This window comes from Streptomyces sp. NPDC042259, assembly GCF_055582085.1.
Genome location: NZ_JBVJDW010000007.1, coordinates 335,110 through 353,539 on the forward strand (window position 1 = coordinate 335,110; position 18,430 = coordinate 353,539).

Annotated in this window: 14 protein-coding genes and 1 pseudogene; 3 read left to right on the forward strand and 12 right to left on the reverse strand. The window is 72.8% G+C overall.

All coding sequences use genetic code 11. From position 1 onward, the window contains the following. Positions 1-16 precede the first annotated feature (16 nt). The 8 genes from serS to ACZ6MA_RS21330 all read right to left on the reverse strand — a co-directional run bounded on the left by serS (position 17) and on the right by ACZ6MA_RS21330 (position 9,139). Entirely contained in the window at positions 17-1,294 is a 1,278-nt protein-coding gene (serS, locus tag ACZ6MA_RS21295; protein ID WP_469435451.1) for a serine--tRNA ligase, read from the reverse strand. A gap of 621 nt (positions 1,295-1,915) precedes the next feature. Continuing rightward, complete coding sequence (gene pheA / locus ACZ6MA_RS21300) at positions 1,916-2,845, reverse strand: prephenate dehydratase (protein WP_469435452.1); 930 nt, start codon at positions 2,843-2,845, stop codon at positions 1,916-1,918. Positions 2,846-3,082: 237 nt separating this feature from the next. After that, positions 3,083-4,357 carry an iron uptake transporter deferrochelatase/peroxidase subunit gene (gene efeB, locus ACZ6MA_RS21305; RefSeq protein ID WP_469435453.1) on the reverse strand — a complete coding sequence of 425 codons (1,275 nt, stop codon included), beginning with the start codon at positions 4,355-4,357 and terminating at the stop codon, positions 3,083-3,085. After that, positions 4,357-6,255, reverse strand: a complete 1,899-nt coding sequence (locus ACZ6MA_RS21310) for a copper resistance CopC/CopD family protein (RefSeq protein WP_469435454.1) — start codon at positions 6,253-6,255, stop codon at positions 4,357-4,359. Before ACZ6MA_RS21310 ends, efeB begins: the two co-directional genes overlap by 1 nt. A gap of 6 nt (positions 6,256-6,261) precedes the next feature. Then, a complete protein-coding gene (locus ACZ6MA_RS21315) occupies positions 6,262-6,741 on the reverse strand; it encodes a copper chaperone PCu(A)C (protein ID WP_469435455.1) in 480 nt (159 codons plus the stop codon). Then, on the reverse strand, positions 6,738-7,394 hold the full coding sequence (locus ACZ6MA_RS21320; RefSeq protein ID WP_469435456.1) for an SCO family protein: 657 nt from the start codon (positions 7,392-7,394) through the stop codon (positions 6,738-6,740). Before ACZ6MA_RS21320 ends, ACZ6MA_RS21315 begins: the two co-directional genes overlap by 4 nt. 101 nt (positions 7,395-7,495) lie before the next feature. Next, positions 7,496-8,230, reverse strand: coding sequence for a YcnI family copper-binding membrane protein (locus ACZ6MA_RS21325; RefSeq protein ID WP_469435457.1), 735 nt, complete (start codon positions 8,228-8,230; stop codon positions 7,496-7,498). 99 nt (positions 8,231-8,329) lie between these two features. Next, complete coding sequence (locus ACZ6MA_RS21330; RefSeq protein ID WP_469435458.1) at positions 8,330-9,139, reverse strand: hypothetical protein; 810 nt, start codon at positions 9,137-9,139, stop codon at positions 8,330-8,332. 223 nt (positions 9,140-9,362) lie between these two features. Here ACZ6MA_RS21330 and ACZ6MA_RS21335 point away from each other — a divergent pair, with 223 nt between their 5' ends. Further along, a complete protein-coding gene (locus tag ACZ6MA_RS21335; RefSeq protein WP_469435459.1) occupies positions 9,363-9,839 on the forward strand; it encodes an ATP-binding protein in 477 nt (158 codons plus the stop codon). 138 nt (positions 9,840-9,977) lie between these two features. On the opposite strand, the gene ACZ6MA_RS21340 is transcribed toward ACZ6MA_RS21335, so the two are convergent. Next, positions 9,978-11,435 carry an aminopeptidase P family protein gene (locus ACZ6MA_RS21340; RefSeq protein WP_469435460.1) on the reverse strand — a complete coding sequence of 486 codons (1,458 nt, stop codon included), beginning with the start codon at positions 11,433-11,435 and terminating at the stop codon, positions 9,978-9,980. Between the two features lie 159 nt (positions 11,436-11,594). Then, positions 11,595-13,232, reverse strand: coding sequence for a PP2C family protein-serine/threonine phosphatase (locus ACZ6MA_RS21345; protein WP_469435461.1), 1,638 nt, complete (start codon positions 13,230-13,232; stop codon positions 11,595-11,597). 715 nt (positions 13,233-13,947) lie between these two features. Between ACZ6MA_RS21345 and ACZ6MA_RS21350 the strand changes: the two genes are divergently transcribed. Both ACZ6MA_RS21350 and ACZ6MA_RS21355 read left to right on the forward strand, forming a co-directional pair. Beyond that, entirely contained in the window at positions 13,948-14,703 is a 756-nt protein-coding gene (locus tag ACZ6MA_RS21350) for a bifunctional DNA primase/polymerase (protein ID WP_469435462.1), read from the forward strand. Positions 14,704-14,988: 285 nt separating this feature from the next. After that, positions 14,989-15,708, forward strand: coding sequence for a hypothetical protein (locus ACZ6MA_RS21355; RefSeq protein ID WP_469435463.1), 720 nt, complete (start codon positions 14,989-14,991; stop codon positions 15,706-15,708). Between the two features lie 509 nt (positions 15,709-16,217). On the opposite strand, the gene ACZ6MA_RS21360 is transcribed toward ACZ6MA_RS21355, so the two are convergent. After that, the gene (locus ACZ6MA_RS21360) at positions 16,218-17,186 is read right to left on the reverse strand and encodes a DUF5926 family protein (RefSeq protein WP_469435464.1); all 969 of its coding nucleotides are present in this window, start codon (positions 17,184-17,186) and stop codon (positions 16,218-16,220) included. 166 nt (positions 17,187-17,352) lie between these two features. After that, a pseudogene (locus ACZ6MA_RS21365) lies at positions 17,353-17,964 on the reverse strand (ATP-binding protein). Between the last annotated feature and the right edge of the window lie 466 nt (positions 17,965-18,430).

Below are 18,430 nucleotides of genomic sequence, written 5' to 3' on the forward strand. Positions count from 1 at the left end.
GAGCCGCCCGTACGCCTCACTTGGCGACCGGCTCCAGGAACTCGCGACCGCCCAGGTACGGGCGCAGCACCTCGGGGACGCGCACGGTGCCGTCGGCCTGCTGGTGGTTCTCCAGCAGCGCCACGATGGTGCGCGGCACCGCGCACAGCGTGCCGTTGAGCGTCGCCAGCGGCTTCACGTGCTTGCCGTCGCGCATCCGCACCGAGAGGCGGCGGGACTGGAACTCGTCGCAGTTCGAGGTGGAGGTCAGCTCGCGGTACTTGCCCTGGGTGGGGATCCACGCCTCGCAGTCGAACTTGCGCGAGGCGGACGAACCGAGGTCGCCCGTGGCCACGTCGATGACCTGGTAGGGCAGCTCCAGGCTGGTCAGCCACTGCTTCTCCCACTCCAGGAGACGCGCGTGCTCGGCCTCGGCGTCCTCCGGGTCGACGTAGGAGAACATCTCCACCTTGTCGAACTGGTGGACGCGGAAGATGCCCCGGGTGTCCTTGCCGTACGTACCGGCCTCGCGGCGGAAGCAGGGCGAGAAGCCCGCGTAGCGCAGCGGCAGCTTCTCCGCCTCGATGATCTCGTCCATGTGGTACGCGGCGAGCGGCACCTCGGACGTGCCGACCAGGTAGAAGTCGTCCTTCTCCAGGTGGTAGACGTCCTGGGCGGCCTGGCCGAGGAAGCCGGTGCCCTCCATGGCGCGCGGCTTGACCAGTGCGGGCGTGAGCATCGGGACGAAGCCGGCGGCGGTGGCCTGGCCGATGGCGGCGTTGACGAGCGCGAGCTCGAGCAGGGCGCCGACACCCGTCAGGTAGTAGAAGCGGGAGCCGGAGACCTTGGCGCCGCGCTCGACGTCGATCGCGCCGAGCGACTGGCCCAGCTCCAGGTGGTCCTTGGGCTCGAAGCCCTCGGCGGCGAAGTCACGGGGGGTGCCGACGGTCTCCAGGACGACGAAGTCGTCCTCGCCGCCGCGCGGCACGTCCGGGTGGACGAGGTTGCCGACCTGGAGCAGCAGGCGCTGCGTCTCGGCCGCGGCCTCGTCCTGCTCGGCGTCGGCGGCCTTGACGGCGGCGGACAGCTCGCCCGCCTTCTTCAGCAGCTCGGCCTTCTCGTCACCGGAGGCCTTGGGGATGAGCTTGCCGAGCGCCTTCTGCTCGGAGCGGAGTTCGTCGAAGCGGACGCTGGACGACCTGCGTCGTTCGTCGGCGGAGAGCAGCGCGTCGACAATGTCGACGTCCTCTCCACGGGCGCGCTGGGAGGCGCGCACACGGTCGGGGTCCTCACGAAGCAGGCGAAGGTCAATCACCCCTCCAGGCTACCGTTGCGGGCTGCGCCCGCCGCACTCGATATTCCTCTTCGTGTCGGTATGTCCTGTATTGCGGTGGGTGGAAAAGACGGTGAATAAGGTGGGCGGGCGGGCCCCGGGGAATTCGCGCGCATTTGCTGAAAAGGGGCATAGGGGCGGCTCGGTGCCTCGACGTACCGTGCGGCGGGCGGGAGTTGACCGCCTCTTGTCCACAGGGGGTGGGAGGCCCGATTCCTTTGTCCACAGGCTGTGCGTGGAATCTGTGGATGCCGGAAGGGATGGTTCCGTTTTTTCTGTCCTACGCCGGAGTTTCTTCGGTTAAACGTCGCGCAGATCCTCATTCGGGTGGTAATTGCTCGCCCTAAAGGGTTATTCGAAGGCGGTCGGGTGACGAAGGCGTGTCGAGACGGCGATGAGGGCGGCGGCCCGACCTGTGGACGGTCGCCTCGTAGCTAGAGAGATTTGTCGACCTTGACCGATTCGTCGGATGTCGATACGGGCTACTGTGTCGACTTATCCCCAGGTCGAGTTCCACCCTGTGGATAACTTCGCCCACTGTCCACATCACCGGCTGTGCCGAACGCCACGCCGCAGTCCGGGGCCCGCCGCGGTCGCGGTCCGTCAGGCCCGGCCGTCCTGGCAGCGCGCCAGCCAGTCCGCGGCGGCCACGAAGTCGTCGTCCGACGTCCCCGGCCGGGGCGGCACCCCGGCGTCCACCCCCGCCTGCGGGTACGAGCCGAGGAACCGCACCTGCGGACACGTCCGCTTCAGCCCCATCAGCGCCTCGCCCACCCGGCGGTCGGTGATGTGCCCCTCACAGTCGATGGAGAAGCAGTACTGCCCCATGCCCTCGCCCGTGGGCCGCGACTCGATCCGCATCAGGTTCACCCCGCGCGAGGCGAACTCCTGCAGCAGCTCCAGCAGCGCGCCCGGGTGGTTGTCGCGCAGCCACACGACGAACGACGTCCGGTCGGCACCCGTGCGCGACGCGGGCCGCGCCGGACGGCCGGCCAGCACGAAGCGGGTCTGCGCGTTCTGCGCGTCGTGGATGTCGGTGTACAGCGCCTCCAGCCCGTACGTCGCCGCCGCGAACTCCCCGGCGAACGCGGCGTCGTAGCGCCCCTCCCGCACCAGCCGCGCACCGTCGGCGTTGGACGCCGCCGACTCCCACAGCGCCTCCGGCAGGTGCCGCGACAGCCAGTTGCGCACCTGCGGCTGAGCGACGGGGTGACCGGTGACGGTCTTGATGTCCGAAAGCCGGGTACCGGGGCGTACGAGCAGGGCGAAGGCGATCTGGAGCAGCACCTCGCGGTAGATCATCAGCGGTGAGCCGGTGGCGAGTTCGTCGAGCGTCGCCGTGACGCCGCCCTCCACGGAGTTCTCGATCGGCACGAGCGCGGCCGCGGCCTCGCCGTTGCGCACGGCGTCGAGCGCCGTCGGCACGGAGACCATGGGCACGAGTTCGCGGGTCGCGGCCTCGGGGAGCGTACGGAGCGCGGCCTCGGTGAAGGTGCCTTCGGGGCCGAGGTAGGTATAGCGACTGGGGGACATTCGCGCTCCTCGCGGGTGGTTCGGTGGCAGCGTCGTCACGATATCTTCCGGCCGCGGTGAGGGCTGGTCGTCCCGGGGCTCCGCCCCGGACCCCGGTCCTCAATCGCCGGACGGGCTGGCTGTGCCTTGTCCTCAATCGCCGGACGGGCTGAAAATCAGCCCGTCCGGCGATTGAGGACAGCGAAGCCGGCCGGGCGCGCGCCCGAACCGCTTCCGACGCCGCCGACATCGCGAACGTCAACCCTCCAGCAACCGCTGCCCCACATACTCGCCGGGCGCGCAGCCCCCCGGCACGGCGAAGAGCGCACTCGACTCGTGCCGCAGGAAGCGGGACAGCCCGTCCCCCCGGTCCAGCTTCCGCTGTACCGGGACGAAGCCCCGCAGGGGATCCGCCTGCCAGGCCACGAACAGCAGGCCCGCGTCCGGTGCGCCGTCGTCCAGGTAACCGTCGTGGTAGGAGAACGCCCGGCGCAGCATGGCCGCGCCCCGGTTGGACTCCGGTGCCGCGACGCGGATGTGCGCGTCGCCCGCGATGGCGAGCGCGCCGTTCTCCTCGACCTTGTTCAGGTCGGCCGGAGTCGTCTCCGTGCCGCCGGACAGCGGGGCGCCGTCCGATTTACGGCGGCCGATGACCTTCTCCTGGCGTTCCAGCGACAGGTGGTCCCAGCTGTCGAGCAGCATGCGGATGCGCCGGACGACGGCGTACGAGCCGCCCGCCATCCAGTCGCCCTCCCGGTCGGGCACGAAGACGCGGGCGGCGAAGTCGGCGTCCGACGGCTTCGGGTTGTTGGTGCCGTCGATCTGGCCCATCAGGTTGCGGCCGGTCAGCGGGCGCGCGGTCGCCCCCGGCGCCCGGTTGAAGCCGTTCATCTGCCAGCGCACGCGCGCCGTGCCGGCGGCCTGCTTCTGGAGCAGGCGCAGTGCGTGGAAGGCCACGAGCGAGTCGTCGGCGCCGATCTGTACCCACAGGTCGCCGTCGCTGCGCTTGCGGTCGAGCGCGTCGGCGGTGAAGTCGGGCAGCGGCTCCAGGGCGGCCGGCCGTTTCGCGGTCAGACCGGTGCGGTCGAAGAAGGTGCGGCCGAAGCCGAAGGTGACGGTCAGGGAGGAGGGGCCCGCGTCCAGGGCGATGCCGGTGTCGTCGCCCTTCGGCGCCTGGCCCGCCGTCAGTTCCGCCGCCGTCGCCGACCAGCGGCGCAGCAGCGCGGCGGCGGCCTTGCGGTCGCCGCCCGGGGCGAGGTCGAAGGCGACGAGGTGGCCGTGCGCCTGCGCGGGCTCGACGATGCCGGCCTGGTGGGCGCCGTGGAAGGGCACGCCGGCGGAACCGACGCCGGCCAGCGTGGCGGGCGTCTCCCGGACGGCCTCGGCGCCGAACGCGCCGGCCGCGCCGCCCGCGACGAGCCCGGCCGCGCCCGCGGCCCCGGCGGTGCCCAGCAGCCGGCGGCGGCTGATGCCGTCACGGCCGGCCGGGTCGGTCGCGTCGGTCGGGTCGGTCCGCTTGGTCTGTTCAGCCATCAGTTGATCTTCACGTTCTCGATCTCGGTGACCTGGTCGATGTCGGAGGTCCGTACGGTCAGGGACAGCTGCCACGCGCCCGCCATGGGCAGCTGGAAGCCGTCGGCCCGCCAGTGGCCGCCGGGGCGGCGCTCGAGAGTGGCGCGCAGCGGGCCGATCTTCTTCGCCTTCTCCGTGAAGGACACCTCCAGCTCGGGCACGTCCACGGGCCGCCCGGTGGGGCCGGTGACGGCGACGTCGAGGGTGTTGCGGCCGGAGCGCCCGGGGTCGAGGGTGATGCGGGCGGTGCCGCGCCCGTTCGTCCCGCCGGTGTCGTAGGCGACGCGTACCTCGGCCGGTCCGGTCGCGGCCGGGGCCGTCCCGCCCGGGGCGGCCCGCCGCTGTTCGGCCTCGGCGCGGCCGGGCTGGGTGCCGGTGAGCAGGGTGGTGACGGCCAGCAGCACCACGGCCACGGCGGCCTCGGCGCCGACCGAGCGCCGCAGTCCGCTGCGGTTCTCGTCGGCGTCGCGCCGCCGCTTCCCGGCGGCCTTCTCCAGCGCGGCCCGCTGCCGGGCGAGCTGGGCGGTCCGCTCGGGGGAGTCGGAGCCGCCGCCCTGGGCGGCGGCCGGCACCTTCCGTGCGGCCGGCTTGGTCTTCTTCGGCTCCGGGCCGTCCGTGAGCCGTCCGGTCCAGCGCCGCGAGACGTACGCGAGGCCGACCAGGACGATCACCAGTGCGGCCTTGAGCAGCAGCCACCGTCCGTAGGAGGTGCCGGTGAGGGCGTCCCACGAGCCGACCTGCCGCCAGGACTGGTAGAGCCCGGTGGCGACCAGCGCGCACACCGACGCGAACGCCAGCCGGGAGAAGCGGGTCACGGCCGCGCGCGGCAGGTGTTCGTCGGAGCGCAGGGCGGCCAGCAGCGCGGCCAGCCCGCCGAGCCACACCGCGACCGCCACCAGGTGCAACACGTCGACGGGCATGGCGAGCCACGCCTGGATGCCGACCGACGCGTGCTCGGCCATCGCCCACGTCGCCGCCAGGCCGACGGCGACGACACTGCCGCCGATGCCGAGCCCGTAGGCGACGTCCCGGCGTTCGCCGCGGGAGCGGCCGTCGCCCTCGCGGGCGTACGAACCGAAGAGGACGGCGAGGAACACGGCCGCGGCGCTCAGCAGCAGCAGCCGCGACAGCAGCGCCGCCCCCGGCTTGGTGGCCAGCACGTCGCCGAGCAGCGCGAGATCGAGGACGGCCCCCGCCCCCTTGCCGCTCGTGTACGCGCCGCGCAGCAGCAACAGCGCGGCGGTGGAGGCGAAGAGGGTGATCCAGCCGCCGACCGCGATCCGCTGCACGGACCGCGCGGAGCGGCACACGCCCGCGAAGACGCAGCCGCCGACGAGCAGCACGAACCCGGCGTAGGCCGCGTAGCGGCCCGTGCCGTAGAGGATCTCGACCGCCGGATCGACCTCGGTGACGGTGGCCGTGGCCTTCACCGTCGTCTTCGACGGTGCTCCGATGGAGAAGGTGAAGGCCCCGGCCACCGGGTGGCTGTCCGCCGAGACGGCCTGCCACGCCACCGTGTACGTGCCTCTCGCGAGCCCGGCGCGCAGCGCGACGGCCGCGGAGTCGGACTTTCCGTCCACGTGGGTGGGACCGCCCTGCTCGACCCGCTCGCCGCCGGGGTCGAGGACCCGTATCGAGTCGGCGTTGAGCAGCACTCCCTCGGAGAAGCGGAGCGTGATCCGCTGCGGGGCCGTCGGGACCACCGATCCGTTGGCGGGGTCGGTGGAGGTGAGCGCGGCGTGCGCCGACGCGGGGGTGGCGCCGAGGGTCAGCGCGCACAGCAGGGCGGCGAGCAGGGTGCCGAGGACGGGCAGGACCCGCCCGGTGGCCGGTGCGGGCAGGGCGGTCGGGGTCGTCATCGCACGTCAGTCCTTGGGACGGAAGGTCGCGGTCTCGACCGGCACCTTGATCTTGACGGGTGCCGACGTGGCGAAGTGCAGGGTGAATTCGATCCGCTCGCCCACCTTGGGCTTGTGGTCGAGCTTGCCGAGCATGAGGTGGGTGCCGCCGCGGGAGAGCGTCAGCTTGCCGCCTGCGGGCACATCCAGCTTCGCCGCGTGCTTCATCGCCGTGCCCTCGGTGGTGTGCATGGTGATGTCGCGGGAGAGCGGGCTGGTGACGGAGGTGAGCTGGTCGGCCTTGCCGCCGTCGTTGGTGACGGTGAGGTAGGCGGCGGCCATGTCCGTCATGGCGGGCTGCGGGATGTAGGCACCGGTGACGGTCAGCTCGGGCCTGTCGCGGGCCAGGGCGTTCTTCTCCGACTGGCAGCCGGTGACCAGCAGCAGACCCCCGGCGAGCACGAGGGGCAGGGCGGCGGCGGTGACGGCGGTGGACTTGGTGATCACGGGTTCTCCCCCTTGACGATCTTGGGAAGATCCTTGGTGTATTCGGCGGCGGTGGTCGTGGCGGTGTAGACCCAGTGGGCCGCGTCGTCCTTCGGCGAGAAGCCGGTGACGGAGGCGCCGTGGTTGACGGTGACGGAGCCGTCCTTCTCCTTCCGCGGCTTCTCCACCAGGATGCCGAGCGGCTTGGCCGCCGCCTGGATGGTGTCGAAGTCGCCGGTCAGACCGACGATGTCCTGCCCGCCCTGCGCGTCGAGCCACTTGCGCATCCGCTCGGGGGTGTCCCGTTCGGGGTCGGTGGTGACGAAGACGACCTGCAGCTTGTCCTGGTCGGCCTTGGGCAGCTTCTTCTCGGCGGTGGCGATGTCGGCGACCACGGTCGAGCAGACGTCGGGGCAGTAGGTGTAGCCGAAGTAGAGGAGTACGGGCCTGCCCTTGGTCTCCTTGAGCAGCTCGTATTTCTTGCCCGCCGTGTCGTCGAGGACCAGGTCCGGCTTGGGCTTGGGGGTGTCGAGGACGATGGCGGCCTTCTTGGGGCTCGCCGATACGTCGGCCACGGCGTCGTCGTTCTTGTCGGAGCCCCCGCCGCCCGCGCAGGCGGTCAGGGTGAGCGCGGCGGCGGTCGCCAGTGCCGCGCTCAGGATCTTGGTGCGCATGGAGTTCTTCTCCGGGGTCGGTCCGGGATGCGGGGCGACGGCCGTGCGGGCCGCCGCCCCGGTCGTTTCCGTCAGACGGTCACGTGAGGGGCGGTCCTGGCTCAGGCGCTACGACGGCGCCCGGCGACGATGCCGAAGGCGACACCGGCCACGCCGACGACGATGCCGGCGACGCCGAGCACCCGGGCGGTGGTGTCGGAGGCGTCCTTGTCGTCGGAGCCGGCGGACTCGGAGGTCTTCGCCGCCGGGTCTGCGGCGGGGGCCTTGTCGCCCTTGGCGTCGCCGCCCTTCGCGGCCGCCTTCTCGACGAGCTTGAGGGTCGGCGCCGGGTGCTCGGCCTCGTGGCCACCGGGCTTGGAGGGGTCGATCCAGCGCACGACGTCGTCGTCGGAGTAGGTCTGGAGGGCCTTGAAGACCAGCTCGTCGGTGTCGGTGGGCAGCTGGCCGACCGACAGCGGGAACTGCTGGAACTGGCCCGGCTCGATCTTTCCGCCCGTCCAGGTGATCTTGGTGACGGCCTCGGTGATCGTCTTGCCGTGCGTCTGGAGCGGCTTGTCGAGCTTGGACTTCTCGACCTTCACCTCCCAGCCCGGGACGGGCTGCGGCATCACGGACGACAGCGGGTGCTTCGCGTCGAGGGTGACCTCCAGCTTCACCGTCGAGGCGTCGTCCTTCTCGTTCGGCACCTTGAGGGCGATGGTGCCGTAGCCGCCCTTCTCGGCGGTGCCCGGGATGCTCACGTGCGCGGAGGCGGGACCGGCCAGCAGCAGGACGGTGCCGGTGGCGAGGGAACCGGCAAGGGAGAGACGGCGGAGGCGAGTGCTTTTGATGTTCATGGGGGTACTCCACAGGCAGGAGGGACGGAGAGGGTGATGGCGCGCGTGCGGTGACAACACGACCGCCCTCCCGTCCGAATGCCGGAGTGCGTCGCGTGGTCAGGCCGCGAGGTCGAAGCGCGGCGGTCCCCGCCTGATCACGAAGTGCTGGAGCACCGGCTCCGTGGCCGGACGCTCCTCTTGTGCCGCCGCCCGGCGGACCGCCGTCACCGGCGGCCGGCCCGGCTGGGCGCCCATGGCCCGGACGAGCGTGAACGCGGCGCGCAACGCCCGCACGAGCGTGGCCTCCGCGACCCCGCGCGCCGACCGCTGCGACAGCCGCACCAGGCGCCACAGCGCCTGGTCGCCCCGGCGCAGCAGCCAGCCCGCGGCGAGCGCCGCGAGCAGGTGTCCCAGCAGCATCGGCGTCGAGGGCAGCAGGTGCGCCACCGGGGACGCCCCGGCGGCCGGGGCGTCCGGCATCGGCATGGCCATCCGCGCGGGGTGGACGGCGGGGTCGAACCCGGCGTCCGAGACGACGCGGCGCGCGGCGGCGCCGGACAGCTGGTGGGACCGGCCGCAGACCAGCTGCGCGGCGAAGCTGATCAGCCGCCCCTCGCCCCGCGCCTGCGCGGGCGTGACCGCCGCTTCCGGCTGCCCGAACCGCTGCCCGAGCGCGAAGAGGGTGTGCAGCGCGAGCTGGCCGACGGCCAGCCCGGTCGCGATGCCCGGCAGCGAACGCTCCCGCCCGGCCAGCGGCACGGCGATCGCGAGGACGAGGAGGAAACCCGCGCCCAGCGTCCACAGCGGGACGCCCGCGCAGGAGGCCAGCACATGCCCGCCCGCGGACAGCAGAACACAGACCGCGGTGAACACCGCGGCCCGGAGCAGTCGCAGATCGGCGCCGACGCGCGCGACGGGATGAGGCATGGCCGCGCCATCATCCCACCGTCCTCACCCCCTACCCACGGCAGGGGTCCGGCTTTTCGCGCCGAGAAGGCGCGCCGGAGTGCGCCGGTGTACGTCTCATATACACCGGTACACCGCCACGCCGCGTCGTCCGAATGAGCGGACTCCCATGCTCCGGAGGCTTACGAGCCGCCGCCCCTGGCTATACGTATCGGTATGTCGAGCCGCAGCCAGGAGGCTGAGCATGAGCATTTGGTGGTCACTCCACTTGCGGCGCGAAGCTGCGAGCGTCCCGCTCGCCCGGCGGCTCCTGATCGGCACCATGGAGACGGCCGGGGTCGACCCCGACATCTCGTACGACCTCTCGGTGGCCCTGAGCGAAGCGTGTGCGAACGCCGTCGAGCACGGCGGTGACGCTTCCGCGGACTACCGCGTCACCGCCTTCATCGACGGCGACACCTGCCGCATCGAGGTGACCGATTCGGGCCCCGGCTTCGCCGACCGCTCTCGCGAACCGCGCCGCACCAAGCGGCAGCTCCCCCCACCGCAGGCGAAGACCCCGGCATCGGCTCACGAGGAGCACGGACGGGGTCTCTTCCTGATCGAATCCCTCACCGACCACGTGCGCGTCCGCAACCGGCCGGGCCGGCAGGGCGCGGTGGTCAGCTTCGACAAGATCCTCAAGTGGAGAGAGGGCGCGGCCCTGCTCCGCGCCTCGTGAAACGCCCGCCGCCGGCCGCGCACGGACGGCGCCCCGGGACGAAAGCCCGACGGACGAAAGCCCGGCCGGAACGCCGAAGAGCCGCGTCCGGCTTCGTGCGGGACGCGGCTCTTCGGCCGGGCGGTCGCCCGGAAGGCGTCAGCTCTTGAGGCTCGCCATCCACGCCTCGACGTCGGCGGACGTACGGGGCAGCCCGTCGGACAGGTTCCGGTTGCCGTCCTCGGTGACGAGGATGTCGTCCTCGATCCGGACGCCGATGCCCCGGTACTCCTCGGGCACGGACACGTCGTCGGCCTGGAAGTACAGGCCGGGCTCGACGGTCAGCACCATGCCGGGCTCCAGCACGCCGTCGACGTAGGTCTCCGTGCGGGCCACCGCGCAGTCGTGGACGTCCAGGCCGAGCATGTGGCCGGTGCCGTGCAGGGTCCAGCGGCGCTGGAGGCCGAGTTCCAGGACGCGCTCGACCGGGCCCTCGACCAGACCCCACTCGACGAGCCGCTCCGCGAGGACGCGCTGGGCGGCGTCATGGAAGTCGCGGTACTTCGCGCCGGGCCGCACCGCCGCGATACCGGCCTCCTGGGCCTCGTACACCGCGTCGTAGATCTTGCGCTGGAGGTCGGTGTACGTGCCGTTGATCGGCAGCGTACGGGTGACGTCCGCGGTGTAGAGGGTGTGCGTCTCGACACCGGCGTCCAGCAGCAGCAGCTCGCCGGAGCGGACCGGACCGTCGTTGCGCACCCAGTGCAGGGTGGTGGCGTGCGGGCCGGCGGCGCAGATCGAGCCGTAGCCGATGTCGTTGCCCTCGACCCGGGCCCGCAGGAAGAACGTTCCTTCGATGTACCGCTCCGAGGTGGCCTCGGCCTTGTCGAGGACCTTCACGACGTCCTCGAAGCCGCGGACCGTGGAGTCCACCGCCTTCTGCAGCTCGGCTATTTCGAAGGCGTCCTTCACGAGCCGCTGCTCGCTGATGAAGACGCGCAGCTCCTCGTCGCGCTCGGCGGTGACCTTGTCGGTCAGGGCCGCCTCGATGCCGGCGTCGTGGCCGCGGACGACGCGGACCGGGCCGGTGGCCTCGCGGAGGGCCTCGGCCAGCTCGCGGACGTCCCGGCAGGGCATGCCGTAGAGCCGCTCGGCCTCGGAGAGGCTGTGGCGGCGGCCGACCCACAGCTCGCCCATGCCGTCGAGCCAGAACTCGCCGTTCTCCCGGTCGGAGCGCGGCAGCAGGTAGAGCGTCGCCTCGTGTCCCCCGGCGGCGGGCTCCAAGACCAGGACGCCGTCCTGGGTCTGGTCGCCGGTGAGGTAGACGTACTCGGTGGAGGCGCGGAAGGCGTACTCGGTGTCGTTCGAGCGGGTCTTGAGATTGCCCGCCGGGATCACCAGACGTTCCCCGGGGAAGCGCGCGGAGAGGTCCGTGCGGCGGCGTGCGGTGTCCGGCGCCTGGGCTATCGGCCGCAGATCGCGCAGCTCGGTGTCGGCCCAGCCGGACTTCATGTTCTCGGCAAGCTCATCGGAGACGGCCGGATACAGACCGTTCTTCCGCTGCTTGATCGGCTCGTCACCCTCGGGGTTCTCGGGCGCGGGCTGCTGCTCGGTCACTGCATTCCTCCTCGGACGGGGCCGCTACCCATCGTAAGTGCGGAGGAAAGCGGCGGAGAAGGTTACGTCGGAAGGAAGGCCGTACCGACTGTCATATGGATCAGCCGTGCGGTTCGGGGGTGGGGACCAGCGGTACGGATCAGTGGTTTTCGGACGGCGTCACTCGAAGTGCGCGACGAGCAGGATCACGTCCTCGCCGCTGTCCCCGCCCGTCGCCGCCGCGGCGGCGGTCAGGGCCCCGGCGGCCCGGTCGTGCTCCGCGTCGGCCCCGGGGTCCGGCGCGGGCCCCTCCGGCGGCAGTACGGCCCGCAGGACGTGGTCGGCGATGGCGTCCGGGTCGTGCCGCAGGGCCTGCGGCACGCTCGCCGCCGCCTTGTGCAGCCGGGTGAAGGCCCGGTCCATCGCCTCGCCGGTGCGGTTGAGCAGCCCGTCGCTGTAGAAGAGGAGCGTTTCGCCCGGCGCGGGCTCGATCTCGACGCTGGGGGCCTCCCAGCAGGCGAGCATGCCCAGCGGCGCGGACAGCGACGTCTCCACGTACTCGGCGCGGTGCGCGCCGATGATCAGCGGCGGGCAGTGCCCGGCCCCGGCCAGGACCATCTTGTGCGCCCGGTTCCCGGTGAGGGGGTCCGTGGCGGTCTCGCAGTAGGCGAAGAGCGCGGTGGCGGCCCGGGCCGGTTCGGTCAGCCGCAGCAGCAGTTCGAGGTCGGAGAGGACGGCGACCGGGTCCTCGCCCTCCATGACCGCGTACGCGCGCAGGGAGGCGCGCAGCCGGCCCATCGCGGCGACGGCGCCCGGACCGGAACCGGTGATCGCGCCCACCGCGAGACCGAGCGCGCCCTCGGGCAGCGGCAGCGCGTCGTACCAGGCACCGCCGCCGCGCGGACCGGTGCGGTGGCGGACGGCGAGACGCACCCCGGTGACCTGGGGCAGCCGGCTGGGGAGCAGCTCTTCGTGCAGGGCGGCGATGGTCTCGCGGGCGCGGTCCAGCTCGACGAGGCGGGCGAGGTGCTCGGCGGCGTAACCGCAGTAGAGACCGATCAGATGCCGCTGGCGCTCGGTGGGTTCGGCCGGTTCGTCGTAGAGCCAGACGGCCGCGCCGAGTCTGCCGGTGGTGTCCGGGGCGGGCCGTTCCGGGGCGCCCGGGGTGGTGCCCGGCGGGTCGGGTTCCAGGGGCACCGCGTAGCTGGCGGCGTAACCCAGCCGGGCGGCGACCTCGCGGTGGCGCGGGTCGAGGCCCTCCTCGCCCGCGATGTCGGGGTGGGCGGTGCCGGACCGGTCGCCCACGGGCGGGAGGTCGTCGAGCAACTGCCCGTACGACGGGGACGTGCCGGGGGAGGGAGGCGCCGAGGAGGGGTGCCGGGGGATCGTCTCGATGTGGCCGAGGTCGGAGCGGCCGAGGCCGAGGCCCACGGTGCGGGGCGGGTCGAGCCCGTCGTCGGGGCGCAGGGTGACCAGGCCGCGGCGGGCGCCGACGAGCGTGGATCCGGCGCGCAGCAGTTCGCGCAGGGCGTCGTCGAGCGTGCCGGTGCGGGCGAGCCGCTCGGTCAGCTCCTGGAGCGTGGTCAGGTCGTAGATCCAGCCGGCGAGGCGGTCCTGGACGAGGGCGTTCAGCGCGAGGGGGGAGAGCGGGGACTCCTCCGGCGGGCCGGTGGCGGGCGCGGGGAGGGCCGTCGGCGTGGGGGCCGGGCCGACGGGCCCACCGGTGAGGGCCGAGGGCGCGCCAGAGGCGGAAGTGTGCGCCGGTACGGGGACCGGAGAGTCGATTCCGGCCACTTTCGGCAGGTGGGAGGCAGTCATGCTCTGCTGCCCGGTGCACGGCGTACGCCAGTGCGAGAGAAGGGGCGACGGGGGACGGTTCGGGGCACCCGGCCAAGCCATCGTGACCAGCCCAGCGGCCTGTGCGTGCTGCTCAATAGCATCGCAAACCCCCTGTCGTGTTGCGCGCTATCAGTGCCTCCACATGTACACGCCTGAGTAAGGGGATGTCCAGCATTGGACCAGTGGGATTGGTGGTGTCTGGGAGGTTTCCAAGTTGGCCGGAAAATAGTCCTGAGGCCTTTGATTTGCGGTCGACTGGCGTCGCTCGACAGTGCGTCAGCCCGACCGCGGCGGGTACGTACTCGGAGAAGGCCAGGGGTAGTTGGGGCCGCCCCGCAACCCGGCGGCGGGCCCCGGCGTCTTTACCGTCAACGGTCACGCCCGTCCCGAATGGCGCGGGGCAACCCACGCCGCGGGCGCGGGGTGCGGCGAGGGGCGCACAGCCCAGTACGAAGCGCCATGCGCGCGCCACCCCTCGCCAGGTTTCACGCTCGGCCCGCGGCGTGATGCGCTGCGTCGTACGCGCAGTGACTCGTGATCCATGTGGTGTGCAGGCCTCGCAAGGGCCACGGCGCGTCGTACGACGCGCCACGCAGTGCCCGTAGTGCCATGTAGTCCCATGAAGTAGTGCGATACGGCCCCGGTCCAGGACCGGGGCCCCACCTTCGGCGTTTACGGAAAGGAACGAGCGCTCATGCGCGAGATCCTCGGAAGGCGACGCAAGCTCTCGCTTCGGCGCGGTGGCCGGTCGGCGGTACTCACCGCGGCCCTGGCCTACGCCACGGAATGGCAATGGCCCGTACTCCCCGGCGTCGGACCGCGTCCGGGCGGCGGCCGGCCGCGCGCCTGCGGCTGCCCGCAGCCCGACTGCCCGGTCCCCGGCGCCCACCCCTTCGACCCCGGGCTGCTGGCCGCGACCACGGACGCGCGGATGGTCCGCTGGTGGTGGACCAACCGGCCCGACGCCCCCGTCGTGCTCGCCACGGGTGGCCGGGCGCCGTGCGCGGTGAGCCTGCCGGCGGTCGCCGGGGCGCGGGCGCTGGCGGCGTTCGACCGGGCGGGCGTGCGGGTCGGCCCCGTGGTCGCCACCCCCACCCGCTGGTCCCTGCTGGTGGCCCCGTACTCCCTCGAAGTCCTCGGTGAACTGCTGCACAGCCAGGACTGGGTGCCCGGGTCGCTGCGCTTCCACGGCGAGGGCGGCTACGTCCTCCTGCCGCCCTCGGCCGCCGGCACGGGCCGGGTCCGCTGGGAACGACCGCCGGCGGCGGACCCGGAGGGCCGGGGCGCGTCCCGTGGCGGCCGGGTCGGTGCGGCCGTGGCGCTCCGCGTGGGCCGGACGACCGGGCAGCCGGCGGCGCGGCCGTGGCTGCCCGACGTGGCCACGGTGGTCGACGTCCTGGTGGAGGAGAGCGCGGGCACGCCCGGGGGCGGCAGCAAACTCGCGTACTGATCCGCTCGCCTCGTGGACCGGGTCCGGGGGCGAAAGGTGAGGTTCCTGTAGGCGGACGAGAGCGCGTACGGACGGGAGACGCACGCGCTCTCACTCCTTGGAGTGAAAGCCGACAGGAGAACCCCGGGAACGGCCGCGCGGACACCCTGCGCGCCCTACCGTGCCCGCTATCTTTCGGGTGAGGGCCTGCGTCGGATGCCGTGCCGGGCGCCGTCGGTCCGGCGGGGGTGTGGGTCGAAATCCGCCCCCGCGATCCAGCGTCCGCGGCGAGTTGCAGGTGGTCCCATGGAGCGTGCGTCCCGTCTGCCCGCAGAGCCCAGCGCGGCTCGGCAACGGGCGGCGAATCTGCGGATGGTCGCGCTCGCCAGCGCGGTGGCCCTGGCCGTCGTCCTGCCCCTGGCCGCCGCGACGGCGGGCCCGGCGGGCAGCGGGGCCGCCCCGGGCCCGGACAAGGCCCAGGACATGACCCGGGACGCGGCCCGCGGTGCCGGTGAGGCGGAGGGGACTTCGGTAGCGGGTGAGCCCTCTGAGGGGCATGGGGCCGGCGAGGCTGCCGGGAATTCCGTGGTTCCGGAGAACGGCGACGCCAAACCGCGCGACGGACGTCCGGAGCGCGGAGCGCCGGCCGGTGCCCCCGACGGCGGGGTGGCCGTCCTGCCGGCCCGCAGTTCCGCCCGGTGCGGCCCCGAACTCTCCTCGCCCGAAGGCGCCGAGGCCCAGACCTGCGTCCTGACGCAGGGCGGCGAGACCTGGGCGCGCACGTACTACCGCAACACCACGGGCAAGCCCTTGACGACCGTGCTGACCCTCATGGCCCCGGACGGCCGGACGGTCGAGGTGCACTGCCGGCTGAGCGCCTCGGACGATCCCGACGCCTGCGAATCGCCCCGTGAACCGACGGTTCGCGGACATGGCTCGTATACGGCGGTCGCGGAGATCGCCGCGCCCAAGGGGAACCTCATGCTCCGGTCCGGGAGCAACTCGCCGGTAGCCGAAGAGGATTAACGGGCCGCGCCCCTACGGGCGCTCCCGGGCCGCCCGGCACGACGGCGAAGGCCCTCGCGGGGCCTGGAAGGCGTCAGGGCGGGCCGTGTGAACAGGCACGTGGGAGGCGGTGCGGCCACTCGACGGCCGGGCCGGGGAGCCGACCGCTGGACGGGCCGGAATCCGGGCATGGAAACGCCCGGTCGCTGGCGACGGGGGATGCACCAGCGACCGGGCTCCTAGAACCGTAACAAGAGATTGGCGGTTCGCAAATTCGATCGCGGATTTCCGGACGCCGATTTCCGGGCTGACAGCGGGAGTTGTGACAGGAGTCACGTGAATGACGCCCTCCGGAAGCGGTTCGGCCGGTCGGCCGAACGCCTCCGGAGTCCCGGCGGGGGCGATCACCGCTGCGCGACGGCGTCCTCAAGCGCCGGACGGCTGTGCGGTGTCCTCAAACGCCGGACGGGCTGATGCGGCCGGGTCCGGCCGCACCAGCCCGCCCGTCCGGTGACACGGGCCCGAAGCCGTCAGTTCAAGGTCACCTGACGGCTGGTGAGGCCACCGCGCGCCCGCCGCTCCTCGGCGGTCAGCGGCGACTCGTCGGCGAGCGCCCCGGCCAGTCGCTCCGCGAAGGCCGCCGCCGGCTTCTCGACGTCCTGGGCGCTCATCTCGCCGGGCAGGTCCCAGACGGGGACGATCAGCCCGTGCGCGCGGAACGACCCGACCAGCCGGGTGCCCTCGCCGAGCGAGGTCCCGTCGGTGACGTGCAGCCGGGCGAGGGCGTCCAGCAGCTTCTCCTCCGGGTGGGTCATGACCCAGCGCAGGTGGTTCTTCTCCGGCACCTCGCACCAGTACGCGGCGTCGACCCCGGACAGCCGGACCGTGGGGATCGCGGCGGCGTTGGCCCGCTCCAGGGACGCGGCGACGTCACCGGTGGCGTTCTCGGCGTTCTCGACCCAGAACTCGAAGCCCGTGTGGACGGCCGGCTCGAACGGCCCCGCCGGGTCCAGCAGGTCCTGCAGGCGCGGCCCCTCGGCCGCGGTGCGCTCGGCGGCGACGGGGCTGCCGGGAGCGGCCTCCAGGGCGCGCTGGAGCGTGGCCGCGAGGTCGCGGCTCAGGTCGCCCGACGGGGTGTCGTTCTGCAGGCCCAGCAGCACGGCGCCGTTGTCACGGCGCAGCGCCGGCCAGGCCATCGGCAGCACGGTGGCCAGCGTCACCGACGGGACGCCCTCGGGCAGCCCGCCCTTGAGCGTGAGTTCCACGGTCGCGGCGGGCACCAGCTCGCGCAGCGCGACCCAGTCGGCCTCCCCGGGCAGCCCCTCGAAGGGCCGCTGCACCAGCTCGACGACGGCGTGCGAGGCCTCGCGCCCGTGGCAGGCCTTGTAACGACGCCCCGACCCGCAGGGGCAGGGCTCACGGGCACCGACGACGGGGACGGTGCCGTCGCCGGCCTGCGGCGTGGCGGCCTTGGTCTGGGGGCGGCGCTTCTTGGCCATGGCGTGCGTATCTCCCGTATCGGTCCTACCGGCTCGTACGGGCCGGCTCGTACGGGCGCGAGCCTAGCGCGGGGGCACTGGCGCCCCGCGGCAGCGTGCGCGCGGCTCCGCCGCCCGGCGGTGGGCCTGTCCGAGGCGGGCAACGCCGTCTACGCGCGTCGCATTTCTACATCAGACCGTCGATATCGGAGAAAGTCAGCTCCGGGTCGAGAGGGACCCGCGAAGGGGCGAAGTCGGCTCGCGACGAGAGCGCGGCCCAGACGGTCACCTCGCCGGTGCCACCGGCGTCCCGGACGCCCCAGTCCTGGGAGACCGCACTGATGATGTTCAAACCCCGGCCGCCGCGCGCCGTCACCGACGGAGTGGCCGGAAACGGCCGGGTGGGTCCGCCGCCGTCCGTGACCTCCACGGTCAGCCGGCCGCGCCCGTCCATGTGCCAGGCGGCGCGTATGCCGCCGTTCTCCGCTCCGTCGCAGTCGCCGCCCGGCAGGCTCAACGGGCGCCCGTGCCGGTAGGCGTTGCTGAGCAATTCCGAGAGCACCAGCACCGCGTCGTCGATGACCGTGTCCGCCACCCCGCTGATGCGCAGATCCCTGCGCATCCGGTGTCTCGCCTCACCCACGCCGGCGGGACCATGGGGTACGGCCATGATCGACGACGTGGCCACCTCCTGTGCCACCATCAACGCCACCCCCGAGACCTCCTTTGCCCCACGTCAGGGGATGGATGCCCCAATGGCCTGGACCGGAAACCGGCCATCCTGCACGGGGTGAGGCACTTGTGGCGGCCGAATACGCACCGAACGCGCCGGTGCACTCCTTGTAATGGGCAAGCCACCTCCAGCCCCTGGGGTGTCGGCTGAGCCCAGCCACTTCCGGCCCGTCCGGGCCGGTTTCGGAAGAGCCCTGCTCAATCAAGCCCGTCCGGCGATTGAGGACGCGCCCGCAGGGCGCAATGCCGCCGCAGGCGGCGAGACGGGCCGGCAGCCGGAGAACCACCGGAGGCCACCGCTGCGCGGTGGTTGTCCTCAATCGCCGGACGGGCTTGATCGGGCTGGCGTCGGCTGACCCAGCCACTTCCGGCCCGTCCGGGCCGGTTTCGGAAGAGCCCAGCTCAATCAAGCCCGTCCGGCGATTGAGGACGCGCCCGCAGGGCGCAATGCCGCCGCAGGCTGCGAGACGACCGGTAGCCGGTAGATCCGCCGGAGGCCACCGCGCCCGCCGCGCAGAGGCGTAGGCGGCGAG

Bases quoted from the DNA above. Each gene is read 5' to 3' on its own strand.
- pheA (WP_469435452.1), bottom strand. From the start codon at position 2,845: ATGTCCCCCAGTCGCTATACCTACCTCGGCCCCGAAGGCACCTTCACC.
- efeB (WP_469435453.1), bottom strand. From the start codon at position 4,357: ATGGCTGAACAGACCAAGCGGACCGACCCGACCGACGCGACCGACCCG.
- ACZ6MA_RS21310 (WP_469435454.1), bottom strand. From the start codon at position 6,255: ATGACGACCCCGACCGCCCTGCCCGCACCGGCCACCGGGCGGGTCCTG.
- ACZ6MA_RS21320 (WP_469435456.1), bottom strand. From the start codon at position 7,394: ATGCGCACCAAGATCCTGAGCGCGGCACTGGCGACCGCCGCCGCGCTC.
- ACZ6MA_RS21325 (WP_469435457.1), bottom strand. From the start codon at position 8,230: ATGAACATCAAAAGCACTCGCCTCCGCCGTCTCTCCCTTGCCGGTTCC.
- ACZ6MA_RS21330 (WP_469435458.1), bottom strand. From the start codon at position 9,139: ATGCCTCATCCCGTCGCGCGCGTCGGCGCCGATCTGCGACTGCTCCGG.
- ACZ6MA_RS21335 (WP_469435459.1), top strand. From the start codon at position 9,363: ATGAGCATTTGGTGGTCACTCCACTTGCGGCGCGAAGCTGCGAGCGTC.
- ACZ6MA_RS21345 (WP_469435461.1), bottom strand. From the start codon at position 13,232: ATGACTGCCTCCCACCTGCCGAAAGTGGCCGGAATCGACTCTCCGGTC.
- ACZ6MA_RS21350 (WP_469435462.1), top strand. From the start codon at position 13,948: ATGCGCGAGATCCTCGGAAGGCGACGCAAGCTCTCGCTTCGGCGCGGT.
- ACZ6MA_RS21355 (WP_469435463.1), top strand. From the start codon at position 14,989: ATGGAGCGTGCGTCCCGTCTGCCCGCAGAGCCCAGCGCGGCTCGGCAA.
- ACZ6MA_RS21360 (WP_469435464.1), bottom strand. From the start codon at position 17,186: ATGGCCAAGAAGCGCCGCCCCCAGACCAAGGCCGCCACGCCGCAGGCC.